The 16575-nt window shown below is 66.2% G+C and carries 17 protein-coding genes and 5 pseudogenes; 12 read left to right on the top strand and 10 right to left on the bottom strand.

Translation table 11 applies throughout. The features are described from left to right. Position 1: 1 nt before the first annotated feature. The 3 genes and pseudogenes from ACHMWU_RS23155 to ACHMWU_RS23145 form a co-directional block, all read right to left on the bottom strand. Positions 2-298, bottom strand: a pseudogene (locus tag ACHMWU_RS23155) (AMP-binding protein); the annotation flags it as partial. Positions 299-370: 72 nt separating this feature from the next. After that, positions 371-499: a hypothetical protein gene (locus ACHMWU_RS23150; protein ID WP_396047550.1), complete on the bottom strand. Its 129-nt coding sequence runs from the start codon at positions 497-499 to the stop codon at positions 371-373. Beyond that, entirely contained in the window at positions 496-819 is a 324-nt protein-coding gene (locus ACHMWU_RS23145) for an SRPBCC family protein (RefSeq protein ID WP_396047548.1), read from the bottom strand. The genes ACHMWU_RS23150 and ACHMWU_RS23145 overlap by 4 nt, the downstream gene beginning before the upstream one ends. Before the next feature lie 183 nt (positions 820-1002). Here ACHMWU_RS23145 and ACHMWU_RS23140 point away from each other — a divergent pair, with 183 nt between their 5' ends. The 5 genes and pseudogenes from ACHMWU_RS23140 to ACHMWU_RS23120 all read left to right on the top strand — a co-directional run bounded on the left by ACHMWU_RS23140 (position 1003) and on the right by ACHMWU_RS23120 (position 5787). Next, the gene (locus tag ACHMWU_RS23140; protein WP_396047546.1) at positions 1003-1512 is read left to right on the top strand and encodes a hypothetical protein; all 510 of its coding nucleotides are present in this window, start codon (positions 1003-1005) and stop codon (positions 1510-1512) included. A gap of 586 nt (positions 1513-2098) precedes the next feature. Next, positions 2099-2902, top strand: coding sequence for a phytanoyl-CoA dioxygenase family protein (locus ACHMWU_RS23135; protein ID WP_396047544.1), 804 nt, complete (start codon positions 2099-2101; stop codon positions 2900-2902). 66 nt (positions 2903-2968) lie between these two features. Next, a pseudogene (gene purF / locus ACHMWU_RS23130) lies at positions 2969-4460 on the top strand (amidophosphoribosyltransferase). Further along, positions 4461-5519, top strand: a pseudogene (gene purM, locus ACHMWU_RS23125) (phosphoribosylformylglycinamidine cyclo-ligase). A 109-nt stretch (positions 5520-5628) separates the two neighbouring features. Continuing rightward, positions 5629-5787, top strand: coding sequence for a DUF3073 domain-containing protein (locus ACHMWU_RS23120; RefSeq protein WP_396047542.1), 159 nt, complete (start codon positions 5629-5631; stop codon positions 5785-5787). Positions 5788-5880: 93 nt separating this feature from the next. Here the strand turns inward: ACHMWU_RS23120 and ACHMWU_RS23115 are convergent, their stop codons facing one another. After that, positions 5881-6972, bottom strand: a complete 1092-nt coding sequence (locus ACHMWU_RS23115; protein WP_396047540.1) for a Glu/Leu/Phe/Val dehydrogenase dimerization domain-containing protein — start codon at positions 6970-6972, stop codon at positions 5881-5883. A 428-nt stretch (positions 6973-7400) separates the two neighbouring features. Here ACHMWU_RS23115 and ACHMWU_RS23110 point away from each other — a divergent pair. Beyond that, a pseudogene (locus ACHMWU_RS23110) lies at positions 7401-8573 on the top strand (NADP-dependent malic enzyme); the annotation flags it as partial. 72 nt (positions 8574-8645) lie between these two features. Further along, on the top strand, positions 8646-8873 hold the full coding sequence (locus tag ACHMWU_RS23105) for a hypothetical protein (protein ID WP_396047538.1): 228 nt from the start codon (positions 8646-8648) through the stop codon (positions 8871-8873). Here the strand turns inward: ACHMWU_RS23105 and ACHMWU_RS23100 are convergent. From ACHMWU_RS23100 to ACHMWU_RS23085, 4 genes are read right to left on the bottom strand one after another with little or no spacing between them, the layout of a single operon-like run. Continuing rightward, on the bottom strand, positions 8852-9313 hold the full coding sequence (locus tag ACHMWU_RS23100; protein ID WP_396047536.1) for a MarR family winged helix-turn-helix transcriptional regulator: 462 nt from the start codon (positions 9311-9313) through the stop codon (positions 8852-8854). The genes ACHMWU_RS23105 and ACHMWU_RS23100 overlap by 22 nt on opposite strands. A gap of 31 nt (positions 9314-9344) precedes the next feature. Further along, complete coding sequence (locus ACHMWU_RS23095; RefSeq protein WP_396047533.1) at positions 9345-10160, bottom strand: SDR family NAD(P)-dependent oxidoreductase; 816 nt, start codon at positions 10158-10160, stop codon at positions 9345-9347. After that, positions 10157-10291 (bottom strand): hypothetical protein, encoded by a 135-nt coding sequence (locus ACHMWU_RS23090; RefSeq protein ID WP_396047531.1) that lies wholly within the window; start codon positions 10289-10291, stop codon positions 10157-10159. Before ACHMWU_RS23090 ends, ACHMWU_RS23095 begins: the two co-directional genes overlap by 4 nt. Next, the gene (locus ACHMWU_RS23085) at positions 10288-10770 is read right to left on the bottom strand and encodes a TetR/AcrR family transcriptional regulator (protein ID WP_396047529.1); all 483 of its coding nucleotides are present in this window, start codon (positions 10768-10770) and stop codon (positions 10288-10290) included. The genes ACHMWU_RS23090 and ACHMWU_RS23085 overlap by 4 nt, the downstream gene beginning before the upstream one ends. An 84-nt stretch (positions 10771-10854) precedes the next feature. On the opposite strand from ACHMWU_RS23085, the gene ACHMWU_RS23080 reads away from it, so the two are divergent. Further along, positions 10855-11736, top strand: a complete 882-nt coding sequence (locus ACHMWU_RS23080; RefSeq protein ID WP_396047527.1) for a sterol desaturase family protein — start codon at positions 10855-10857, stop codon at positions 11734-11736. A 43-nt stretch (positions 11737-11779) separates the two neighbouring features. Here ACHMWU_RS23080 and ACHMWU_RS23075 read toward each other — a convergent pair whose 3' ends face one another. Both ACHMWU_RS23075 and ACHMWU_RS23070 read right to left on the bottom strand, forming a co-directional pair. Further along, positions 11780-12154, bottom strand: a complete 375-nt coding sequence (locus ACHMWU_RS23075; RefSeq protein WP_396049185.1) for an FCD domain-containing protein — start codon at positions 12152-12154, stop codon at positions 11780-11782. 74 nt (positions 12155-12228) lie between these two features. After that, positions 12229-12432: pseudogene (locus ACHMWU_RS23070) on the bottom strand (GntR family transcriptional regulator); the annotation flags it as partial. A 202-nt stretch (positions 12433-12634) separates the two neighbouring features. Here ACHMWU_RS23070 and ACHMWU_RS23065 point away from each other — a divergent pair. From ACHMWU_RS23065 to ACHMWU_RS23050, 4 genes are all read left to right on the top strand, one after another. Then, on the top strand, positions 12635-13702 hold the full coding sequence (locus ACHMWU_RS23065) for a glycerate kinase (protein ID WP_396047525.1): 1068 nt from the start codon (positions 12635-12637) through the stop codon (positions 13700-13702). Continuing rightward, a complete protein-coding gene (locus ACHMWU_RS23060; RefSeq protein ID WP_396047522.1) occupies positions 13699-14829 on the top strand; it encodes a C69 family dipeptidase in 1131 nt (376 codons plus the stop codon). The genes ACHMWU_RS23065 and ACHMWU_RS23060 overlap by 4 nt, the downstream gene beginning before the upstream one ends. A 321-nt stretch (positions 14830-15150) precedes the next feature. Next, on the top strand, positions 15151-15411 hold the full coding sequence (locus ACHMWU_RS23055) for a hypothetical protein (RefSeq protein ID WP_396047520.1): 261 nt from the start codon (positions 15151-15153) through the stop codon (positions 15409-15411). Further along, positions 15408-16556 (top strand): purine-cytosine permease family protein, encoded by a 1149-nt coding sequence (locus tag ACHMWU_RS23050; protein WP_396047519.1) that lies wholly within the window; start codon positions 15408-15410, stop codon positions 16554-16556. Before ACHMWU_RS23055 ends, ACHMWU_RS23050 begins: the two co-directional genes overlap by 4 nt. The last annotated feature ends 19 nt before the right edge of the window (positions 16557-16575 follow it).

Genomic DNA, 16575 nt, shown 5'->3' with positions numbered 1-16575 from the left:
TGACGTAGTCGAGCTCGTCGCCGGCGAGTCGCCAGTTGACGACCGTCGTCGCCACTCCGAGGTGGCATCCGCCGAGCAGCAGCTGCAGGACGGCAGGGTTGTTCTTGTCGAGGACCGCGATCCGATCACCGCGCCGGACGCCGTCAGCCTGGAGGGCTCCGGCGGCCTGGCGCGTGCTCTCGTAGGCCTCCGCCCACGTCCACGTCTGGTTACCGAAGATCCAGCACGGGGCGTCTGGTCGTTCGGCGGCACGTGCGGCGAGGAAGTCCGGTAGATAGGTCGCCGGCGGGATCGTCATGCTCATGGAGGCCCCTCAGGTGATGTGGATCACATCACCCTAGAGGCTGGCGAGGTCACCGGCCAGGGGTGCTCAGGCTTCGAGCTGTTCGGCGATCCGGTCGAGAGTGCGCCGCATGCTCACCTTGGCCTGGGCTGGCATCTTGCTGCGCTTGAGCAGGAACCTCTGCTTGTCGCGGCTGATGTCCCAGGTCTCCTTCACGACGGTTCCGCCGTCGGTCGGCTCGCGGCGTAGCGCCAGATCCGTCCACCGATCAGACCGCGCAGACCCGAGGTCTGCCACGCGATCTGGCGTTCCGGCACGAACTCGACGACCTCGTTCGATGTCCGGTAGCCAACTCCGCGGTGCATCGACATGCCGAACGTCGTGCCGAGGCTCAGCGGCCGCGACTCCTGCCGGGTGCCGCGCACCGTGCCCGATCCGTCGAACTCGCTGTGCTTGGCGGCATCGGCCAGCAAGGCGAAGATCTGTGCCGGTGGTGCCGCGATGGTGCGTTCGACCGTGATGGTGTCCGATGTCATGGACTCATCAGACCGGTCCCGGCAAGGTGTCGCAACCTCAAATGAGGCTGGTCCTCATCTTGCCGAACGGAGGGATGACTTCTCCCTGCGGCGACAACAGCTTTCAGATCTTGTTGACCACTGCCGGCACATGACCCGCGATTCCTGGCAAGGTGACAGACAGTCGCTGAGGGAGCAACCTGCGTGAACCTGCTCATGAGAAAGAACCTGTGGGTGTTGGGGGTGGTGTGGGTGAGTTGCGCTGCGACTTCTGCTTGCATGGCGGTCCCTGCAGACCCCATAGCCTCCGACATCGCTATTCGCCGAGACGGGCAGCAGGTAGAAATCGCGATCGCGCTCTGTCCCGACGAACGGTTTTCTGGACTGATCGTCAATCCGTATGTGGGCACGAAGATAGTCAATTCTCCTGTTTGGCAAGGAGCCAGCAGCGCCGGGGCTGCTCCTGGGACTTCGACACATGTCATCAACGTCGGACGACTGGACGACCCGGAAGTTCTCCAGGTGTCGGCGGAAGACGATCTGCTCTTCCAAGTAGAAACAGCATTCACGGCAGGCACTAGCCGCACCAATTCATTTGCCTGGAAGCGTTCCGAATTAGACAAATTGCCTGATCGGCAGTGGTTCGAATTCGCAGACAGCACCACGAATCCGGAGGAAATGTCAGCCACGGGGTGTGATCGTCCACTGTCGTGATCTGAAGAGTCCTTGTCAGCGAGCGAGATGCAGACCTAGGTTGTCTTCGACCTTGGATTGCTTGGGTTGTCTCGTGACGTGGCAGAAGGCCCGAACCCAGGTTCGTAGGGGGATCTCGATTGAATCCCTCGAGGACGCCCATCGGTAACTCAAGAAGGAGTGCGATGCCCGAGCGTGGGTCACTTCAGCGGATCAGGTTCATGCCTGAGCACAGCGTGAGATTGCCGTTGTGGGGTCCTGAAGGGCTGGTTCCTGATGATTGGCCGCTCATCTCGCTTGACCTGCGAAATCGGCTGATTGCATGGCAGGTTCGGTGGTCAGAATTGCAGGACGCCCCTGACTATCAACGCTCTGCGTACGCCGACATGGGCCGACTGCTCTCAGAGGGCGGGCCGCTTTTGGCGGAACTTCAAAATGAGTTGGGACCAGGCTTCGAGGTCGTTCGTCGCTTCTAGCGCTGACCAACTCAACCGCGCGCTGCACTTGGCTGCCTGTGTGAGCGCAGATGTGGACTGCAGCTTGTTTCGGTGACCAGCTCGACCTGAATACGAGGCGATACAAGCAGCCGCTGGTCTACCCTGCCAGCATGACTCTCGTGGATCCCGGCCTCGTCGAGGCCTACCAGCGTGACGGTGTCGTCGTGGTGCGCGGCCTGCTCGACCCGGACGAGATCGAGTGGGCGCGCGAAGCGATCGAGGTCGTCCTCGACGCGCCGGGTCCGTTGGCTCAGGTCGCGAGCGGAGCGGACGATCCGGGTTCTTTCATCGAGGACTTCAGGCGTTGGCAGGACGTCCCGGCGATCGGTGACCTGGCGCTGCACTCGGCGGCCGGGCAGGTCGCCGCAGAGCTGCTCCAGAGCCCGCGGGTCCGGTTGTTCCACGACCATGTCCTGGTCAAGGAGGGCGGCACGGCTCAGCGCACGCCGTGGCACCAAGACCAGCCGTACTACAACGTCGAGGGCCGCGGCGTGAGCGCGTGGATTCCGGTCGATCCCGTGCCAGAGGCAGGCTGCCTCGAGCTGGTCGCAGGCACCCACCGAGGTCCTTGGCTCATGCCGCGCACGTTCCTCGACGGTGAGGCCAAGTGGTTCCCCGAAGGGTCGCTGGTCGAGATGCCCGACATCGAGGCAGGCCGCGACGCCTTCGACATCCGGCGCTACGAGCCGGCGCCCGGAGACGCGATCTTCTTCGACTTCCTGACGGTCCACGGTGCTCCCGGATTTCCGTTCGCTGGACGACGCCGGGTGCTGTCGCTGCGCTACCTGTCCGACGAGGCCCGTCACGCACCGCGGCGTTGGCGCACGTCGCCGGAGTTCGACGGGCTGGTCGATGAGCTGCCCGACGGGGCCGAGCTGGACCATCCGCTGTTCCCCGTCGTCTGGCCAGGCTGAGCGGCCGATTCGCCCCGATTGCCGTGGGATTGGGTGCTGGACGAGGTCGGCCTCTACACTTGAGTCGTGCCCCGCGGAGATGGACGCCTCACCCACGAAATCGATCCCCAGGACGCTGGACCCCAAGACGCCTGTGGCGTGTTCGGTGTCTGGGCGCCCGGTGAAGAAGTCGCCAAGCTGACCTACTTCGGTCTCTATGCGCTGCAGCATCGCGGCCAGGAGTCAGCCGGAATCGCCGTCAGCAACGGCCGACAGATCCTCGTCTACAAAGACATGGGACTTGTCTCCCAAGTCTTCGACGAAGCCACGCTCGACTCGCTGACCGGTGAGATCGCGATCGGTCACACCCGCTACTCCACGACGGGCTCCAGCGTCTGGCACAACGCGCAGCCGACGTTCCGGCCCACCTCGACGGGATCGGTCGCGCTGGCGCACAACGGCAATCTGACCAACACCGCCGATCTCACCGACGAGCTCACGGCGCGCGACCAAGAGTCGGGCCGTGACTCCGGCAAGGGCGAGACCGCCACCTCCGACACCGCCGTCATGGCGTCGTTGCTCGCCTCCTACCCCGACCGCTCGGTCGAGGAGGCTGCACTCGAGGTGCTGCCGGAAGCTGCGGGGAGCGTTCTCGCTGGTCTTCATGGACGAGAACACCCTCTACGCCGCACGTGATCCGCAAGGCATCCGCCCGCTGGTGCTGGGCCGTCTCGAACGGGGCTGGGTCGTCGCCAGCGAGACCGCAGCCCTCGACATCGTCGGTGCCTCGTACATCCGCGAGATCGAGCCCGGCGAGTTCATCGCGATCGACGAGAACGGCTTGCGCACCGAACGCTTCGCGAAGGCCGAGCCGAAGGGCTGCGTCTTCGAGTACGTCTACCTCGCCCGCCCCGACACGACGATCGCCGACCAGCGAGTCTTCTCGGTGCGTGCCGAGATCGGCCGCAAGCTGGCTCAGGAGTACCCCGTCGACGCCGACCTGGTCATCCCGGTCCCCGAGTCGGGCACCCCGGCGGCGATCGGTTACGCCGAAGAGTCCGGCATCCCGTTCGGCCACGGTCTCGTCAAGAACTCCTATGTCGGACGCACGTTCATCCAGCCCTCGCAGACGTTGCGCCAGCTCGGCATCCGGCTCAAGCTCAACCCGCTGCGTGACGTCATCGCTGGCAAGCGTCTCGTGGTCGTCGACGACTCGATCGTGCGCGGCAACACGCAGCGTGCGCTGGTGCGGATGCTGCGCGAGTTCGGCGCCGCCGAGGTCCACGTCCGTATCTCGTCGCCGCCGGTCAAGTGGCCCTGCTTCTACGGCATCGACTTCGCCTCGCGCGCCGAGCTCATCGCCAACGGCATCTCGGTCGACGAGATCTGCCGTTCGATCGGTGCTGACTCGCTGGCCTACATCTCGCTCGACAAGCTCGTCGAGGCGACCAACATCCCCAACGACAACCTGTGCCGGGCGTGCTTCGACGGCATCTATCCCGTAGCCCTGCCCGAGGACGACTTGATCGGCAAGCACCTCCTCGAAGCCCAGGACCAACTTCCCCTCGAGGTGCTCTGAATGACGTCGTACGCTGCCGCTGGTGTCTCCATCCAGGAAGGCGACCGCGCGGTCGAGCTCATGAAGGAATGGGTCGACAAGGCCCGCCGCCCCGAGGTCGTCGGCGGCATCGGCGGATTCGCCGGGCTGTTCGACGCGACGGCGCTCAAGTCGTACACCAAGCCCTACCTCGCGACCTCGGCTGACGGCGTGGGCACCAAGGTGCAGATCGCTCAACGCATGGACAAGCACGACACGATCGGCTTCGACCTCGTCGGCATGCTGGTCGACGACCTGGTCGTCTGCGGCGCCGAGCCGCTGTTCATGACCGACTACATCGCTTGCGGCAAGGTCGTCCCCGAGCGCATCGCCGACATCGTCAGGGCATTGCGCAGGCCTGCGCCGAGTCCGGCACCGCACTGCTCGGCGGCGAGACTGCCGAGCACCCGGGACTGCTGGGCATCGACGAGTACGACATCGCCGGCTCGACGACAGGTGTCGTCGAGGCCGACGCGCTGCTGGGTGCCGATCTCGTGCGTCCTGGCGACGTCGTGATCGCGATGGCGTCCAGCGGACTGCACTCCAACGGCTACTCGCTCGTGCGGCACGTCTTCTTCACGAAGGCCAGCTGGGAAGCTCGACCGCGAGGTGCCCGAGTTCGGCCGCACCCTCGGCGAAGAGCTGCTGACCCCCACTCGGCTGTACACGTTGCCGTGCCTCGACCTCGCCAAGCGTGTCGAGGTCCACGCGATGTCGCACATCACCGGCGGCGGCCTGGCAGCCAACCTCGAACGGGTCGTGCCGGCATCGGTGTCGGTCCGCATCGACCGGTCGACCTGGACGCCGCAGCCCGTCTTCGGTCTCGTAGGAGCCGTGGGTGGCGTCTCGCAGGCTGATCTCGACCTGGCTCTCAACATGGGCGTCGGCATGGTCGCACTGGTCGCTCCCGACGCCGCAGATGCTGCGCTCGCGTTGCTCGCCGAGCACGGTGTCGACGCCTGGATCGCCGGTGACGTGGCCGACGCAGGAGTCCACGGAGACGGCGGAACTGTGACGTTGCAGGGCACTCATTCGGCCTGAGCAGAATCTTTTGCCCCCGCACGGGGGTCGATGGTGGGTTTGTTGTGACTCTTCGGTAGGCTAGGAGTTACGACATACTGACTATTTCTCTGCGAGGGGGTCGGCACCTATGGGGCGCGGCCGTGCGAAAGCCAAACAGACCAAAGTTGCGCGCGACTTGAAGTATCGGACACCAGATACTGACTTCAACACGTTGCAGCGCGAACTCCATGGTGAGTCGGGCGAACCGATTCCAGAGCAGTATCGCGACCTCGACCGAGAGGGCTGAGCGACTTCGTCGCTCCCGGCAACGCCCGGACGCCTAGCCTTCGCTTGGCTCGGCCCATGGTCACCTTGAGGGTGACCATGGGTCGAGCTTTGGTCAGCGGGGCAGGTAGACCTGGCGCAGTCGGCCTACTTCGCGCATGCGCTGTTCCGCCATGCGGTCGGCCGCGATCGACGGGGCGACGCCCTCGGCTCGGGCATGCTCGAGCACGCCGAGAGTCGTGTCGTAGATCTTCGCTGCCCGCAGCTTGGCGCGGTCGAAGTCGAAGCCTTCGAGCTCGTCGGCGACCTGGATGACACCGCCGGAGTTGACGCAGTAGTCAGGCGCATATGTGATGCCTCGTTCTTGCAGCCGCTTCTCGATGCCGTCGTGGGCCAGCTGGTTGTTGGCCGCACCGCACACGATCGTCGCCGTCAGCGCCTCGATCGAGTCGTCGTTCAGCGCGCCGCCGAGGGCGCACGGAGCATAGATGTCGAGCGGTTCGCGGATCAGCGCCTCGGTGTCTGCGACCACCGTGATGTCGGGGTACGACGACCGCAGGGCCGCGACCGCCGGCTCGTACGGATCGGTGACGACGACTTGCGCTCCCTCGGCGACGAGGTGACCGACCAGGTGCTTGCCGACCTTGCCGACTCCGGCGACCCCGACCCGTTTGCCGCTCAGCGACGTCGACGACCACAGGTGCTGGGCGCTGGCCCGCATCCCCTGGTAGACGCCGAACGCGGTGAGGACAGATGAGTCGCCGGCGCCGCCGTGCTCGACCGTCCGGCCGGTGACGTACTCGCACTCACGGGCGATGAGGTCCATGTCGGTCGAGAACGTGCCGACGTCACAGGCCGTGAAGTAGCGACCGTTGAGCGACTGCACGAACCGTCCGTAGGCCCGCAGCAGGGCCTCGCTCTTGAGGGTGCTGGGATCGCCGATGATGACGGCCTTGCCGCCGCCGAGATCGAGTCCGGCGAGCGCGTTCTTGTAGGCCATGCCCTGCGACAGCGCGAGGACGTCGGTCAGGGCATCGGCCTCAGAGGCGTACGGATAGAAGCGTGTGCCGCCGAGGGCTGGGCCCAGTGCAGTGGAGTAGATCGCGATGATGGCCTTCAGGCCGGAGGCTTCGTCGTGACAGAAGACGACTTGCTCATGACGGCTGCCGAAGGGAGACGGGTTCAGTGGTGCGCTGTGAGTAGTCACGGTGGTGCTCTCTCGTCGAGGTTGGCGGAGCAGCGTTGGTGGGCCGATCCATCGATGGTGCCACGGGGTGATGTGGCTCTCACCCGACTCTACCTGCTGTTGCAGGCATCGGTACCGACCAAAGATGAGGTTTTCCTCAGGTTTATGCTGGACGGGTGAAGCATTCTGTCGCCCCCAGCATTTCCTACTCGATCACCATCCGCCTCGAGGTGCCGTCAGGCGGTTCAGCGGTCAGCGACCTGACCACGACCGTCGAGCAGGCCGGCGGCATCGTGACCGCTCTCGACGTCGCAGCCTCGGGCGCCGACCACCTGCGTATCGACGTGACGTGCGCGGCGTCCGACACCGATCATGCTGGTCGGATCGTCGAAGCGCTCAAGGCCGTGGGTGACGTGTCGGTCAAGAAGGTCTCGGACCGTACCTTCCTGATGCACCTCGGAGGTGTCATCGAGACCGCGACGAAGCACCCCCTGCGCAACCGCGACGACCTCTCGATGATCTACACGCCCGGCGTCGCCCGCATCTGTGAGGCGATCGTCGCCGACAAGGAAGACGCACGTCGTCTGACGGTCAAGCGCAACAGCGTCGCAGTCGTCAGCGACGGATCGGCCGTCCTCGGCCTCGGCAACATCGGCCCGTACGCGGCGCTGCCGGTCATGGAGGGCAAGGCTGCACTGTTCAAGAACTTCGCCGACGTCGACGCCTGGCCCATCGTGCTCGACACGCAGGACGTCGACCAGATCGTGGAGACGGTTGCTGCGATCGCCCCCGGTTTCGCGGGCATCAATCTCGAGGACATCTCCGCACCTCGTTGCTTCGAGGTCGAGGCGCGGTTGCGTGAACGGCTCGACATCCCGGTGTTCCACGACGACCAGCACGGCACGGCGATCGTCGTCCTCGCTGCGCTCCGCAATGCGCTCAAGGTGGTCGGCAAGGAGCTGTCAGAGGCTCGCATCGTTCTGGCCGGTGCCGGTGCGGCCGGAACCGCGGTGCTGAAGATGCTGCTGCAGGCCGGTGCCGTGCACGTCGTGGTCTGCGACGTCGACGGCGTCGTCCACGTCGGCCGCGAAGGCCTCAACGAGCACCTGACCTGGATCGCGGAGAACACGAACGCCGATGGCCATGAGGGCACGCTGCACGAGGCGCTTCCGGGTGCCGACGTGTTCATCGGAGTCAGCGCTCCCAACCTGATCTCGGCCGACGATGTCGAGGGGATGGCTGACGGCGCGATCGTGTTCGCGCTCGCCAACCCGACGCCCGAGATCGATCCGGCTATCGCCCGCCGTCATGCGGCCGTGGTCGCCACGGGGCGTTCGGACTACCCCAACCAGATCAACAACGTCCTGGCGTTCCCGGGCATCTTCCGGGGTCTGCTGGATGCTCAGTCGCGCGGCATCCCGGCCGAGGCGCTGCTCGCTGCGGCCGAGGCGGTGGCTGACTCGGTGTCGGCCGACGAGCTCAACGCGAACTACATCATCCCGAGCGTCTTCCACCACGACGTGCACCAGCGGGTTGCGACGGCCGTGCGCGAGGCTGCGCTGAAGGCCAATCCGCCGAAGGCAGTGGCCGGGGGTCAGAAGACCCAGAAGATGCCGATGATCGTCGGGATCAGTGAGAGCGGGCTCCAGGGCGACCAGACCTTGGCGCCCAGGATCAGCCGGATCACGACGTAGGTGAGGATCGCGAACACCCCCGACATCACGAGCAGCAGTGCGGCGTCGGGAGCTGCGTCCTTCTCCCATGACGACCTCGGCGACCACGATCAATCCGAGGACGCCGTGGATCGCGACGGCGAAGAAGCCGATCGAGGCGACGCGGCGCTGCACCTTGCTCAGCGCAACGAGCTGTTCGGCGGGCGTCCGGTCATTGCTCTTGGTCGTCATGGGGTCGCGCTTTCGTGAGCGGCATCGATGATGCTGTGGAGGACGTGGTTGGTGGCGGTGAGATCGTCTTCTGACATGCCGAGGCGGGCCAGCATCGTGGTCGGCACCGAGAGGGCGCGCGAACGAAGCTCTCGTCCCGCAGGAGTGACGGTCACTGCCAGGGCGCGCTCGTCAACGTCGGAGCGGCGACGCGTCACGAGTCCTGCCGACTCGAGCCGCTTGAGCAGGGGAGACAGGGTTCCTGGGTCGAGGTGCAGCAGGGCGCTGAGGTCCTTGACGGACAGCACCTTCTCCTCCGGTGCCTCGGCGTGCTGCCAGAGGGCGAGCATCACGAGGTACTGCGGGTGGGTCAGGCCCAGCGGCTCGAGCACCGACTTGTAGGACGAGACGACCTCGCGAGAGGCGACGGCCAGGGCAAAGCAGACCTGTTCTTCGAGCGCTAAGGGATTCTTGGCCATGTAGTGAGTATACCAATCATTGGCACACAAACTAAATATCGGTGGGTCGTGATCTACGTGTCAGGATGCGGTCCATGTGGGTGAAGACCGGACGAAGGCCAGCCGTGACGATGCCGGGGGTCGTGGCCATCGCGATCTCGGCCGCGGTGCCGTGGAGGCTGGATATCCTTGTCGGTTTGTCGACAATTGCCTTCTCGATCCATCGCGCGGCCTTGTCGGGGCTCATCATCGGCATGGCCTGGTAGATCGCCGTCTGGCCAGACATGTCGGTGCGGACCATCGGGAAGTGGATCGTGGTCGCGGAGATCCCGGCCGCTCCCTGCTCGGCGACCAGCGAGCGGGTGAACGACTCAAGGGCCGCCTTGCTCGCGAGGTAGGCCGAGAAGAGCGGGATCGGGATCTGGGTCGACATGCTCGACGACATCACGACATGACCTCGACCCTGCTCGAGGAATCGAGGTAGCAGCCCCAGCGTCAGCCGCACGGCGCCGAAGTAGTTGATGGCCATGGTGCGCTCGTAGTCATGCATCCGGTCGACCGAGTCGGCGATGGGGCGGCGGATCGAACGTGCAGCGTTGTTGACGACGGCATCGATGCGCTCGTGATCGGTGAGGAGGCGGTCGATGACGAGCGAGGCGCCGTCCGGGTCCGTGAGGTCGACGGCGTAGACGTGAGCAGCTCCGCCGCTGCGAGAGATGTCATCGGCTGCCTCGGCGAGCTCGTCCTCGCGCCTGGCCAGGAGGCACACTGCGGCGCCGCGCCGGGTGAGCAGGCGGGCTGCCTCGGCGCCGATGCCGCTCGATGCCCCCGTCAGCACGATGGTCTGGCCGGTCAGCCGGTGCCTCATGTGGGGAGGCCGCCGAAGAGCGCTACGACGAGGCGGGTGCAGCGTTCGGTCATCTGCTCGGCGGTCTGGTCGGGGTGGGCGATCCACCAGTCCATGACGGAGTCGACGATGCCGAGCCACACCGCGGTCATGGCCGAGATGTCGAGCCGTCGTGGTTGCCAGCCAGGTTCATCAGCTCGGAGACGCCTTCGTCGGCGAGCTTGCCGATGCGGTCGACGTACAGCGTCGTCACCTCGGACACGCGCCCCGTCTGGGGGGCCGAAGGATCGAAGAACAGGCGCCACAGGTAGCGCTGGGGCTCGAGCAGGTTGAAGAGTCCGGCCAGCGTCTGCATGCCGCGGTCGAGCCCGACGGCATCGCCGCGCGCGATTCGTTCGATCTCGTCGGCGAGCAACGCGCCGCCCCGGTCGAGGCAGGCTTCGTATAGTCCGTCCTTGGACCCGAAGTAGTTGTAGATCAGGGGTTTGGAGATGCCAGCGAGCTTGGCGACGGCCTCTACCGAGGTTGCGGCGAACCCGTGGGTGCCGAACTGCTCGGACGCAATCGACAGGATCTGCGTCTCACGATCCATCCGGGGGACACCCTTGGTGCCGGCATTGGTTCTGACCACGACGGAAGTCTAGCCGTCCTATATGACTCTGTGTTAACTTACTCGCGAGTCATATCAGGAGGCACTGTGGAGACGCTGGAGCTGTTGAAGAATCCGACCATTGCGGCCGCCCCGTTCTTCGTGCTGACCCTGCTGCTGGAGATCGCGGCGTTCAAGTGGCTCGAGTCCGACACCGGCATGCGCGGCTACGAGAAGAAGGACGCCCGCACGAGCCTCATCATGGGCGTCGGGTCGCTCGTCTCGAGCGCCGTCTTCAAGGTCACGACACTCGTGCTGTTCGTCGCGATCAGCGTCTACCTCGCCCCGTGGCATCTCCCGACCGACACCTGGTGGTCATGGGCGCTGCTGATCCTCGGTCTCGACCTGGCCTTCTACCTGCAGCACCGGTTCGTCCACCGCGTCCGGATCGGCTGGGCCGCGCACCAGGCGCATCACTCCAGCGAGTACTTCAACTTCTCGACCGCGCTGCGACAGAAGTGGAACCCATGGGCCGAGGCGATCTTCTGGGCGCCCTTCCCGCTGCTGGGCTTCGCGCCGTGGATGCTCTACGTCGCATTCGGCTTCAACCTGATCTTCCAGTTCTTCCAGCACACCGAGCGTGTCGGCAAGCTTTGGCGCCCCATCGAGCTGATCTTCAACACGCCCTCGCACCACCGCGTGCACCACGGCAGCGATCCGGAGTACCTCGACAAGAACTATGCCGGCATCTTCATCATCTGGGACCGGATGTTCGGCACGTTCCAAGAAGAGCTGCACCGTCCCACCTATGGGCTCACCGTGCCGGTCGGCACCTACAACGTGCTGAAGCTGCAGTACGGCCCGTTCGTCTCGCTGGCGCGTGACGTGCGGGCGGCCCGCCGCTGGCGAGACAAGATCGGCTATGTCTTCATGCCGCCAGGTTGGCATCCGGGCGAGTCTCGTCGAGAGGCGGAGCAGCCGCGCGAGCCGATCCACCAGGAGGTGTGACGCCGCGGCAGTGGCTCTTGGTGCCTGCGCCTGCGCTGTAAGCTCAGTGACGCGCGAGGTGCTCGAGCAGCTTGGACTCTGCGTGGGACAGGTGGAACAGGCCGGCCCGTTTCGCGTCGACCGGGTCGCCGCGACGGATCGCGTCGAGGATGCTCTCGTGCTCGGCACGGATCTCGGTGGCATCGAGCAGGTGGTGGCTCTGCACCTGGGCCAGGCACAACCGCATCTCGTTGATGACGAGCTCGTGCGCGCGGGCGAGACGAGGGCTGTCGAGGCTGGCGACCAAGGCGCGGTGAAAGGCCACGTCCGCGTCGACGATGGCGGTGACGTCATCGCCGAGGGCTGTGGCTGCGAAGGCTGAGTGGGCAGAGCCGCGGCAGCTGACACGCCTCCACCTTCGGCCAGGATCTCGTAGCAGCGAGACTCGATGACGCCGCGAGCGAAGTACAGGTCGTGGATCTGTGCGGCCTCGAGGACGGGAACTCGCGCGCTGCGATGTGCCGTGCGCTCGAGCAGGCCTTCGCCGACGAGTCGTTCGATTGCGGCCTTGGCGGTCTGTCGAGCGACCGCGTAGTCGCCCGCCACGGAGGCCTCGGTGACCGGCACGCCGGCCTTGATGTCCTCGGTGAGGATGCGCTCACGCAGCGAGTCGATCAACGCATCGCCGACAGATTGGGTGGCGAGATGAATCGGCATGGTGGCTGTCCTTCAGTCCCTGGTCGGCGATGGGACTCACCTTATCGGACGCTCGGGTGGACAAGTTGGTTGGTTGTCGTGATAACTTGACGAACAATCTAAGTGATGGAGGACACGTTGAGCGAGGCGGAGACACGAGCGAGGGTCGTGCTGGCCCCCGACAAGTTCAAGGGCACGGTGTCGGCCCCGAGCCGTCGAGTCGATGCTGGCAGCGGTCCAGGCCAGCGCCAGCGCGGTCGTCGCGGACAGTCTGCCCATCGCCGACGGTGGCGACGGCAGCGTTGCGACGGCCCTGTCGCGAGGCTGGGCAGAGATGGTGCTGCCCACGACCGACGTGGCCGGAGTGCCCATCGGCGCCCAGGTCGCGGTGAACGACCGCCACGCGATCATCGAGGTCGCCTCGATCTGCGGTCTCGGCGCTCGACGCCCGACTGTCGCGCAGGCAGCCGACGCGTCGACGCGCGGAGTGGGTGTCGTGCTGCGCAAGCTGGCCGATCGCGGCTTCACCGACATCACGTTGGCCCTCGGGGGCAGCGCGACGACCGACGGCGGGTCCGGACTGCTGCGGGCGCTCGGTGCCGTCATGCTCGACGCCCGAGGCGAACCGGTAGGCGAGGGTCTGGACGGCCTGCGCGCCTGCGCCACGGTCGACGTCTCTGCGGCTGCCGACGTCATCGCCGGCCTGAGCCTGACCTTGGCCTGTGACGTCGACACACCGATGGTCGGCCCGGACGGCTCAGCCGAGATGTTCGCTCGTCAGAAGGGCGCCGACGACTACACCGTGGGTCTGATGTCGCAGGCCTTGGAGCGATTCGCCGCGATCGTGGAGCCGCAGGTCGACCGCGAGGGCACCAGCGGGCTGGCCGGTTCGGGTGCCGCAGGTGGGCTGGCCTGGGCCGGTGCGGTGCTCGGTGGCCGGATCCGGTCGGGTGGCGACGTCTTCCTCGAGCTGCTCGACGCGGAGTCCGTCATCCGCGGGGCATCCCTGGTCATCACTGGTGAGGGCTGCCTCGACGAGCAGAGCCTGCGGGGCAAGGCGCCCGTCGCCGTGGCGGCGATGGCGGCCCGCCTGGGTGTTCCGACCATCGCGATCGTCGGCAGCAACCGCCTCCCTGCCTCGGCCGATCATCCCTTCCTGTCGGTCGTCGCCCTCGACCGTTTCGACCCTTCCTGCGCCACCGATCCCGTCCTCACCCGGACCCTGCTGGAGCGGGCTACCGCCCGAGCCATCGCCGCCCATCTACCGACACAGACCGGAGCCCACCCATGACCGTCCATCGTCCTTGGAGCTGCGACACGTTCGTCGCGCTGCCCGACGCCACGGCGTCCGGATCGGTGCTGTTCGGCAAGAACAGTGATCGACCCGCCGGTGAGACCCAGCCCTTGCGCAGCGAGCCGGCCCGTCCGGCTGGCGAGCCGCTGCAGCTCGCCTACCTGACGATCGACGACGCTCCCGCCTTCGCGCACATCGGATCGGCGCCGTTCTGGTGCTGGGGATATGAGATCGGCGTCAACGAGCATCGTGTCGCGATCGGCAACGAGGCGATCTTCACCCGGCCGTGGGCAGCGTCCGTGGCGGCCGAGAAGGAGGGCGACGGCCCAGAGCCCGGCCTCCTGGGCATGGAGCTGGTGCGGCTGGGCCTCGAGCGCGGCGACTCGGCCCGCGCCGCCCTCGACGTCATCACGACTCTGCTGGAGCAGCACGGTCAGTGGGGATCGGCGATGTTCGGGACGTCCCACGCCGACGGCTCGTACGACAACTCCTTCATCATCGCGGACCCCCAGGAGGCCTGGGTGCTCGAGACGATCGGCCGCGAGTGGGCCGCTCGCCGCCTCACCACGGGCGTCGAGTCCGTCAGCAACGAGATCTCTACACGGCGCGACGCCGACCTGACGAGCGATGGTCTGCTCGACCTGGCGCTGCGGTCCGGCGGCTGGAACGCAGCTGCCGGCGAGCTCGACGTCGCCGATGCCTTCACCGATCCGCAGACGCCGTTGCAGGTGTCACACATCCGGCGGCGCCGATCGCACCAGCTGCTCACCGATGCAGCCGAGCGCGGTGGCGTCACCCTCGCCGATGCGAAAGGCGTCCTGCGCGATCACCTTGAGGACTCGTTCCTCGGCGGGCCGAGCTTCGACGCATCGCGCCCCGACTTCCACACCCTGTGCATGCACGAACACCCGTCGGGGTTCACGTGGGGCAACACCGCAGCCTCGATAGTCGTCGAGGCTGCACCCGGACCCCAGCCGTCCGGTGACGATCTGGTGGTCGCCCGTCACCCCGTGCACCGGGGTCTACCTGCCGGTCCACGTCGGTGCCGAGCTGCCACCGAGCACCGTCCTGCCGATACCGTCCGGACCTGCGGACCCGCGTGCGCACACCCAGCCCCAGCATGATCCCGCCTCGGACTGGTGGCTGTGGCACCTGCTGCTGGACGCCGCCAAGGACCCGAGCGCCCGCGACTTCACGCACCGCGCCGCAACGATCCGCGCCGCCTTCGACGCGCTCGAAGCCGAGTGGGCCGTCGCGACACCGGAGGCTGACGAGCTCTCCGCCTTCTCGGCGCGTGCCGTCGAGCAGGCCCGAGCCACGACGCGTGCCTTGCTGCACGACCTCGGTGTCGACCTCGACACCCCCCTCGACCCGCGCTGGGCCACCCCTACCGCCTGACGTCCTGCTGCACCCCGACGCGACCGTTCACCCAAGGAGAGACCCACATGTCCCTACGTTCAGCCTTCCGAGGACCGGAGGCCTCGCTCGACGAGCAGATCGAGAGCTATTCCGTCGAGCGCGTCCCCGACGACCGGCGCTGGCCCATCCCCGCCATCAGCCTCGTGCTGCTCGGCAACGCCACCGCGATGTTCTTCTTCTCGTTCGGCGCCCAGCAGACCTTCTTGGTCGGCTGGCCCAAGATGCTGATCCCGATCAGCGATTCTTCATCGGCGCAATCGTCATCGGCGCGCTCACGATGCGGATGACCAGCCGTGAGGGACTCTCGCAGGGACTCATCTCCCGAGGCCTCGGCTTCGGCAGTCGCGGCGCGGCGATCGCCTCGTTCATCTACGCGCTGAACTTCATCTACTACTTCCTGTTCGAGGGCACGATCGTGTCGCACGCCCTCGCGTACTACTTCGACATCCCGATCGGCTCGCTGACCGGTATCGCCATCTTCGCCGTCATCGGCCTGGTGACGATTGCCTTCGTCTGGCGCGGGATGTACGCGATGTCGGCGCTGCAGACGTGGGGCTTTCCGATCTTCGTCGGCCTGATGGTCTGGGCGCTGCTGTCGCTCAACGACAAGCACGACATCGCTGGTCCGGGCATGTGGGAGGCGACCGGCCTGTCCGGTGGAGCCGCCCTGATGACCGCCATGAGCTTCGCCAACGGCCAGATGATCTTCCAGGGCCTCATGGCGACTGACTACGGCCGGTTCGCCAGCCGCAACATCCGCTACCGCGGCACCGGCACGATCATGTTCCTCGAGCTCGTCCCCATGTTCACGATCATCTTCCTCGGAGCCATGCTGGGCTCCACGCTGATTGGCGAGTTCGGCGCCGAGAAGGCGCAGGACCCCGGCTTCGTGTTCGTCCACCTGATGGGCTTCGCGGGTGTCGTCTTCGTGGTCATCACGCAGATCCGCATCAATGTCATGAACCTCTACGGCGGCTCGATCGCCCTGTCCAGTGGCGTCGATGCCGTCTCGCGGTTCCGCCCGGGTCGCCCGTGGTGGATGTTCGCGATCTGGCTGTTCGGCGTCATCTTCTACGCGACGAACGTCATCAACCACCTCGGCACGTTCTTGGCCATCACGGGTGTCCTCACCAACACCTGGGTGCTGATCCTCCTGGCCGACTACTTCGTGTGCCGGCGCTGGCTCGGACTCGGACGCAAGGAGAACATCGAGTTCCGCGAGGGCGAGGTGCGCGAGTGGAATCCGTGCGGGCTCGTCTCGCTGGGCGTCGCGGTGGCGATCGGCGCGCTCGGGATCCTCGAGGTCTACCCGACGTACTACGCCTCCTTCATCGCCATGTTCGTCGGACCGATCATCCACATCGCGATGACAGTAGCGACCAAGGGTCGCTACTACACGCCCGACTCGGCGCCCGTGGCGGCCAACGCCTGACAGCTCAGCCAGTCATGAG

The organism is Aeromicrobium sp. UC242_57 (assembly GCF_044452305.1).
In the GTDB taxonomy this organism is placed as follows: domain Bacteria; phylum Actinomycetota; class Actinomycetes; order Propionibacteriales; family Nocardioidaceae; genus Aeromicrobium.
This window is presented reverse-complemented; position numbering and strand designations above follow the sequence as displayed.

What these genes read in the sequence shown, in the direction of transcription:
- ACHMWU_RS23145 (WP_396047548.1), bottom strand. Translation starts at nt 819, where the DNA reads ATGACATCGGACACCATCACGGTCGAACGCACCATCGCGGCACCACCG.
- ACHMWU_RS23135 (WP_396047544.1), top strand. Translation starts at nt 2,099, where the DNA reads ATGACTCTCGTGGATCCCGGCCTCGTCGAGGCCTACCAGCGTGACGGT.
- ACHMWU_RS23120 (WP_396047542.1), top strand. Translation starts at nt 5,629, where the DNA reads ATGGGGCGCGGCCGTGCGAAAGCCAAACAGACCAAAGTTGCGCGCGAC.
- ACHMWU_RS23100 (WP_396047536.1), bottom strand. Translation starts at nt 9,313, where the DNA reads ATGGCCAAGAATCCCTTAGCGCTCGAAGAACAGGTCTGCTTTGCCCTG.
- ACHMWU_RS23095 (WP_396047533.1), bottom strand. Translation starts at nt 10,160, where the DNA reads ATGAGGCACCGGCTGACCGGCCAGACCATCGTGCTGACGGGGGCATCG.
- ACHMWU_RS23090 (WP_396047531.1), bottom strand. Translation starts at nt 10,291, where the DNA reads ATGACCGCGGTGTGGCTCGGCATCGTCGACTCCGTCATGGACTGGTGG.
- ACHMWU_RS23065 (WP_396047525.1), top strand. Translation starts at nt 12,635, where the DNA reads ATGCTGGCAGCGGTCCAGGCCAGCGCCAGCGCGGTCGTCGCGGACAGT.
- ACHMWU_RS23060 (WP_396047522.1), top strand. Translation starts at nt 13,699, where the DNA reads ATGACCGTCCATCGTCCTTGGAGCTGCGACACGTTCGTCGCGCTGCCC.
- ACHMWU_RS23055 (WP_396047520.1), top strand. Translation starts at nt 15,151, where the DNA reads ATGTCCCTACGTTCAGCCTTCCGAGGACCGGAGGCCTCGCTCGACGAG.
- ACHMWU_RS23050 (WP_396047519.1), top strand. Translation starts at nt 15,408, where the DNA reads ATGACCAGCCGTGAGGGACTCTCGCAGGGACTCATCTCCCGAGGCCTC.